General features: G+C 33.3%; 5 protein-coding genes. 2 read left to right on the forward strand and 3 right to left on the reverse strand.

Features of this window, described 5'->3' with window-relative positions; genetic code table 11:
- A complete protein-coding gene (locus D5R40_RS16465) occupies window positions 1-2,040 on the forward strand; it encodes a tetratricopeptide repeat protein (protein WP_124144403.1) in 2,040 nt (679 codons plus the stop codon).
- Between the two features lie 759 nt (window positions 2,041-2,799).
- Here D5R40_RS16465 and D5R40_RS41120 read toward each other — a convergent pair.
- From D5R40_RS41120 to D5R40_RS16475, 3 genes are all read right to left on the reverse strand, one after another.
- Window positions 2,800-2,928: a hypothetical protein gene (locus tag D5R40_RS41120; RefSeq protein WP_282433636.1), complete on the reverse strand. Its 129-nt coding sequence runs from the start codon at window positions 2,926-2,928 to the stop codon at window positions 2,800-2,802.
- Between the two features lie 324 nt (window positions 2,929-3,252).
- Window positions 3,253-3,459 carry a hypothetical protein gene (locus tag D5R40_RS35375; protein WP_124144404.1) on the reverse strand — a complete coding sequence of 69 codons (207 nt, stop codon included), beginning with the start codon at window positions 3,457-3,459 and terminating at the stop codon, window positions 3,253-3,255.
- 99 nt (window positions 3,460-3,558) lie between these two features.
- On the reverse strand, window positions 3,559-5,406 hold the full coding sequence (locus D5R40_RS16475) for a hypothetical protein (protein WP_124144405.1): 1,848 nt from the start codon (window positions 5,404-5,406) through the stop codon (window positions 3,559-3,561).
- A 710-nt stretch (window positions 5,407-6,116) separates the two neighbouring features.
- Here D5R40_RS16475 and D5R40_RS16480 point away from each other — a divergent pair.
- Window positions 6,117-6,688 (forward strand): RNA-guided endonuclease InsQ/TnpB family protein (locus tag D5R40_RS16480; RefSeq protein WP_153183484.1); only part of this gene is annotated, 572 nt, incomplete at its 3' end.

Below are 6,688 nucleotides of genomic sequence, written 5' to 3' on the forward strand. Positions count from 1 at the left end.
ATGGATGACTACGAATTAGGAGAAAAATTCCTAGAACAACAACAGTGGGATAAAGCCGTTAATGCCTACCATCAAGCAATAAAGCTCAACCCAAATTTTTCTTGGTCTTACTATAAATTAGGACAAGCTTTGACTAAATTACAAAAGTGGGATGAAGCTATTACAGCTTACCGTCAAGCCATCAAATTAAATCCTGATTTTCCCTGGTCTTACCATAACTTAGGAAATGCCCTAATTAAACTAGAAAAATACTCAGAAGCTGTCGTTGCTTACCGTCAAATTATTAAAATTAATCCTGATAGTTATTGGGATTATAATAAATTAGGAGAAGCACTGGTTAATGTTGGAGAATTTGAGCAAGCCATTGTTTCTTATCAAACAGCAATTCAACTCAAACCAGAACTTAAAGGTACTCATCAAAAATTAGCAGATATTCTCTTTCAAATTGGCAAACTAGAAGCAGCAGAAATAGCATATCGTCAAGCAATAAAACTAAATCCAGAAGTAGTTTGGTATCGTCAATGTCTGGGAGATGTTTTACTTAAACAAAAAAAATTAGATGAAGCGATCGCTACTTATTTAGAGGTTGCTCAAGTTAGACCAGATTTACCTTGGATGCACCTACAGTTAGGAGATGCTTTTGCCCAACTTTCTCAATCAAATTTAGATGAAATTATCAATTATTATTGTCAAGCTATTAAAAATCCAGACCAATATCCTATTTATCAAAAAGCACTGTATCTTATCAGAGAAAATCCAGAACTATACTTAAAATTAGGAACAGCTTTAGCACAAGCAAATCAGATTTCGGGAGCCATCATTATCTATTATATGTTGCGAGAAATATTCCCTAGTAAACATCAAATAGATATCTTTCAGGAATTAGAGAAAATATTACGGCAAAAAATTCAACTAGAACAAGATTTAAACTCATATTATGCTGCTGTAGAAACTAATCGAGATAGTCAATCTTACTATTATCTAGGATTAGTTTTAACCCAACAACAAAAATGGTTAGAAGCTTCCATTGCCTACCATCGTGCCATAGAAATTAATCCTGATTTTGCTTGGTGGTCTGATACTCGTCTCTGGGAAACTTTTGAAAAATTAGGCAAACTTGAGGAGGCAGTAAATTTATTTCAGAAACTTATTGAAAATCAAAATAATTCAGTTTCCACTTACCTAAACTTAGCAGAAGCTTTAACTCAAGTAGGCAGAATTAATGAAGCGATAAAATATTATCAAATAGCCTCTAAAAATTATATTTATAAAACCCATCCCACCTTTGTTAAACAACACTGGAACTCAGAAAAATTATCAGAAGCCAACTTTCTAATTATTGGAGTAGGCAAAGGAGGAACCACCTCTCTTTATAGCTATATAACTAAACATCCCCAAATTTTACCTGCCATCAAAAAAGAAATACATTTTTGGTCTTTCAATTTCCATAGAGGTATAGATTGGTATCGGGCACATTTCCCTCCCATTTCAAACTCAAAAAAATTTCTAACTGGAGAAGCAAGCACTACCTATTTTGATGCTCAATATGCCGCCTGTAGAATCTTTCATTTTTTTCCCAAAACCAAACTAATTATCATTATGAGAAATCCTGTCGATCGAGCAATTTCTCATTACTATCATCAAGTACGTTTAAATAAAGAATTTCGTTCTTGTGAAGTAGCAATTAATTCTCAACTTGAAAAAATAAGCAAAATTTCTCATCCTAATTATTGGAATTTTGCAGGAGATTATATAGCTTCTGGGGTATATGTAGAATTCCTCAAGAAATGGTTAGCTATTTTTCCTAGAGAACAATTACTAATTTTGAAAAGTGAAGACTTTTATCGTGACTCGGCAAGTACGATGAAGCAAGTTTTCGATTTTCTAGGTTTGCCAGATTATCAAATACCAGATTATCCAAAATTAAATGCTGGTTCTTATTCTTCTATTAGTGAGTCACTTCGACAAAAATTAAGTGATTATTTTCAACCTCATAATCAGCGTTTAGAAGAATATTTGGGAATGAAATTTAATTGGTAGAAAGTAAGCATTCAGCTGTCAGCTATCAGCTATTAATTCATTGCCTTGAGAGGTAGAAGAAGGTTTGAGGTTTTAGGCAGAGCAGTTTTATTCTAAACTTTGCCATTTTATGTATTGAGGAAACCCCCTTATTTCAAGCTTGAGGCAATTTATCTTTCGCTGTCTGAAAATCAATAAATTTATTACCAAAATCTAGAATGAAATGAACCGGGGTTTTAGGTGTTGGTTCAACAATTAACAATTGTCTATCTTTAGAAGAGATAGGATTGACTAATAAGGATTTATTTCTTTTTTATGCTTCATGTCCGGATAAGAGTGTGACAAAAAAACTTTCTTCTCCTTATATCTTAATAAACTCCCTCTTCTTACCGAAAAATTCTGGTCTAAAGCCTCCCTTTTTAAGGGGATAAAAAAAAAGAGAATGTTCCATATTTCAAGCCTCCTTATTGCAGAGGTACTGATAACTGATAACTGAAATGACTTCAATCTTTTCTCTTTACTATTTGTCAATGGCTAGTGCAAGATGGCGGAAATAACTGACCAGTTACAAAACCCTAAAACAATTACAAATCAATACTTTTGAAAGACGTGGCGTGTGGTTAACTGATTATGCGTGGCAAGGAATACAAGAAAAAGCAGCTAGGAGTAAGACGAGTGCTTCGGAATATTTAGAACAATTAATCAGAAATTCTCTGCATGGTTAGTACCTGCGATAAGCTTTCATCCCCGGCTTAAAAGCACGGGGTTTTCAGCATTTTTTTATACAAATAAAACTAAAATTCGACGACCGCCACTCATCCAGATTGTCATTTCCATACTCCCAACTTTGAACCAACAACCATTGTCATTGCACTCAGCACCAAAAATATAGGATTTCTGATTGCACATCGGAAAAAACGGTGATAGTATAAATATATTGGCGGTCTCTCGCCCCCAACAATGACTTTTTATTCAACAAAAAAAAAGCAGCTCATAATCAACACAGTAAAATGGAAAAGCGATCGCTAATATAGATGAGTAAAATTCGACCCTCGCTACTCATTTCGTTATTCCTAGACACCCAAGTTTGAACCCACAACTGTCATTGCACTAAGCACCAAAAATATAGGATTTCTGATTGCACCTCGGAAAAAACGGTGATAGTATAAATATATTGGCGGTCTCTGGCCCCCAACAATGACTTTTTATTCAACAAAAAAAAGCAGCTCATAATCAACACAGTAAAATGGAGAAGCGATCGCTAATATAGATGAGTAAAATTCGACGACCGCCACTCATCAAAATCGTCATTGCCAAGCTCCCAAATTTAAACCCACAACTGTCATTACACGTAGCACCAAAAATGTAGGATTTCTCATTGCACATAAGAAAAAATGGTGATAGTCTAAGTATAGTTGTTGGTTGTTCGCCCCTACGCATGACTTTTTATTCAACACAAGAAAAAGTAGTTCATAATTAGCAAGCTAATATGGAGAAGCGATCGCTAAATTCTTAATTAAGATCAAGCCATGTAGTTAATTATCCCTCAATATAACTATGAATAACTTTCACAATATTAACCCCCATTAATTTCACATAATCATCCATATATTTAGCACCAGGAGTAAGCACAGGTAAATTTTTTCTGTAAGTAGGCAGCCAAAATTCACTATTAATACTCCAATTTTTAACAGTACTTTGATAATTTTCCAGATAATTTTGAATTAAATACTCATAGACAAACTGTTTTCTAACACTTCGACTTTTAACTTCTTCTCGATTTCCTGGATTCAGATAATAATCAAAATTGGCATATTTAATATCAATCACCTGAATAGAGATTTTATTCATAATTTTATTCAGGAAATTACTAAAGCTTTGATTGATTTCTTTGAGAGAGCGGAGTCTATCCTTATCCCGAAAGAGAGACAGATAGAATATGTTGTCTTTAAGGAGATATTCAGACCCCAAAACATAATCAATAAACCGTTGAAAAAATCTATCGGGAGATAATATGCCAAATTTAAGAGCTAGATAAAATATGTGATTTAAATTTTCCATCATTTGTAGTTGTTCGAGACTAAAGTCATCCAAAATTTCCCAATAAGAATAAAACTGATTTGGCAAGGAGTTAACTATCAGTGTATCTCCCTCAAGTTTGCAGAATTTAGCCAACTCGTTAAAAGTATGGTTTTCTAGTTCTGGGTTTTGATTAAGAACGGCAATTTTTAATTGATATTTATTGCATTTGAAGGTGGTGTAGTAGTGTAAGTCATTCCAATTTTTGACTTTTTCAATTTTATATGAAGTTGTAGGTGGGATTAAATTTGAAAGTGTGAAGTTTGAGCGATTATTTTTAGTATTAAACGAAATAATTACAGCATCGGGAAAAATATCCTTGCCGTTGACGTGAAAAATCTTACTCAAATCAATAATTCTATTTTTGTAATTCAAATGAGCAATTATTTCAGAAGCAATATATCGGCTATTCAGATAACAGACAAAACATGGATTTGTGTATCTGAGCAGATAAGTTAAACACATTCCCTCCCAAACACTATGAAAATTATTAAATCCCCATATTTTGCCATCTTCTACATCATCCAATTCCCCAAATAAAAATTTCTCAACTGCATCATAAAAATCCCAATAATCTATATCTTTTAACGCTGTATAGTTATCAATTGTTTCTAAAGCATCTCTCAAAGTATTGATGATTAAGGAATAATAGTTTTCGCTAAACAGACTATATTCATACCCAATATACTTTTGCCGAAACCTAGCAGATAGAGCAGCAATTTCAGGATTAACATTTTCCCCTAATTTTTGTTTAATCTCAGTAAATATATAACAATACATTGCCACAATATCAGCAGCTTCATAAGATATTTGTTGGCGAGGTATATCAATAGAGTCAATAAAAATAGCACCATTATTCAGGAAAGTAGATTTGTGAAGATAACGATGAATTTTACTATAGTCTATAGTTTCAGATTTACTAAGACGAGAGACAAGTGCTAATATTTTCAATTCATCGTAGACATCTAAAATATTATCTAAGGCATCAAGTTTGCTATAAAAAATGCTTTCTTGATTATCGTTTATAATAACTTCTTTTCCTGCTTCCTGTTTTAATACACCGTCACGGTCATTTATTTTGATATTTTTCTGCAAATATCCTTTTTCTTGATAAATATTTTGCACAATTTTCAGAACTTTATAGAGCTTGAAAAACAATTCACATTTAAAGTCAAAATTATTAATATTCGGGTCATCCTGAGTGAATCCTTTAGGTAAATGAAAAATCAACTTACTTCCCTTTTTCTCAATGCCGACAAAAGAATATTTAGTATTAACTCTAGGTTTTAATTCGGCAAAATTTATCATTTTTATGAGGAAAGAAGAATTAATTAATTGATAATTGATAATGGATAATTGATAATTACCCCAGGTTTTAACAGCTACGGAATTGAATATAAGGAAGTATTATTTCTTCTCTTAGTCCATTGGATATGGCTTTGAGACATCGCCATCCCTCGACCGCTTTTTTTCCCTTAAAAGGGGAGGCTTCAAGGCGTAAATTATTTAATTATTAATTATTAATTATTCGGTAAACTAGGGCAATAAATTTAGGGACTAATATTAAACTCAGATAATTAGGGTTTGCTGAAAAAGTCTTATGGGTGAGGGTAGGAGTCAACCCACCCCTAACCCCTCCCAGGAGGGGAAGTCAGGAGTCAGGATAAATGGGAATTACAGAGGATGTAGTAGAAAGAATTGTCCCTTAATTTTTCTGCCCAACTCTTGCCCAAAATGCTAGTTTTTTTGAGCTTTCTTGAGCGAAAAGCTGGCACTTTTTTTAAACCTAATAAGGCTGAAACCTTGAGATGTCAATACTTTTAGGATTAATCAGCAAGCCCTAATTAGTGATTATAAAACCAAAACATTAATTTCTTCTTCGCTTCTTATCCGCAACAACTCTATTGACCGAAAAAATGGGTCTCAAGCCTCGCCCTTCTAGGGCGACTTTTTATTGCTTGCGGGTTGATTTTTTTTCAATAAATATGTTATTACTTTGTTAGTTTAAAAGCCAAGTTATGAAAGCTAGATTTAAGTACCGTATATATCCAACGCCGGGACAAAAATACCGATTAGCCAAGCTATTTGGCTGTGTCCGTGTGGTTTGGAATGATAGTCTAGCTTACTGCCAACAGAGGTATAAATCAGGAGAAAAGAAATCTACTAATTCAGAACTACAAAAGCTTTTTATTACTCAAGCTAAAAAGACTGAAGAAAGAGAGTGGTTGTCAGAGGTTTCTAACATACCATTGCAGCAATCATTGAATTATTTAAACCAGGCTTATCAAAACTTTTTTAAATCAACTCAAGGCAAGAGAAAAGGTAGACCTGTTAAACCTCCTAAATTCAAAAGCAGAAAATCAAAACAGACTGCTAGGTTTACAAAAGGTGGGTTTAAAGTTGGTCAGAATAAAGTCTATTTAGCGAAAATTGGAAAGCTGAAAATTATATGGTCAAGAGAATTACCTACTGCTGCATCATCAGTAACAGTAATCAAAGATTCAGCTCATAAATATTTCTTGAGTTTTGTAGTAGAAATACAACCAGAAATCTTACCTCAAACTGATAATTCAGTAGGTATAGATTTAGG

The organism is Okeania hirsuta (genome assembly GCF_003838195.1).
GTDB lineage: Bacteria > Cyanobacteriota > Cyanobacteriia > Cyanobacteriales > Microcoleaceae > Okeania > Okeania hirsuta.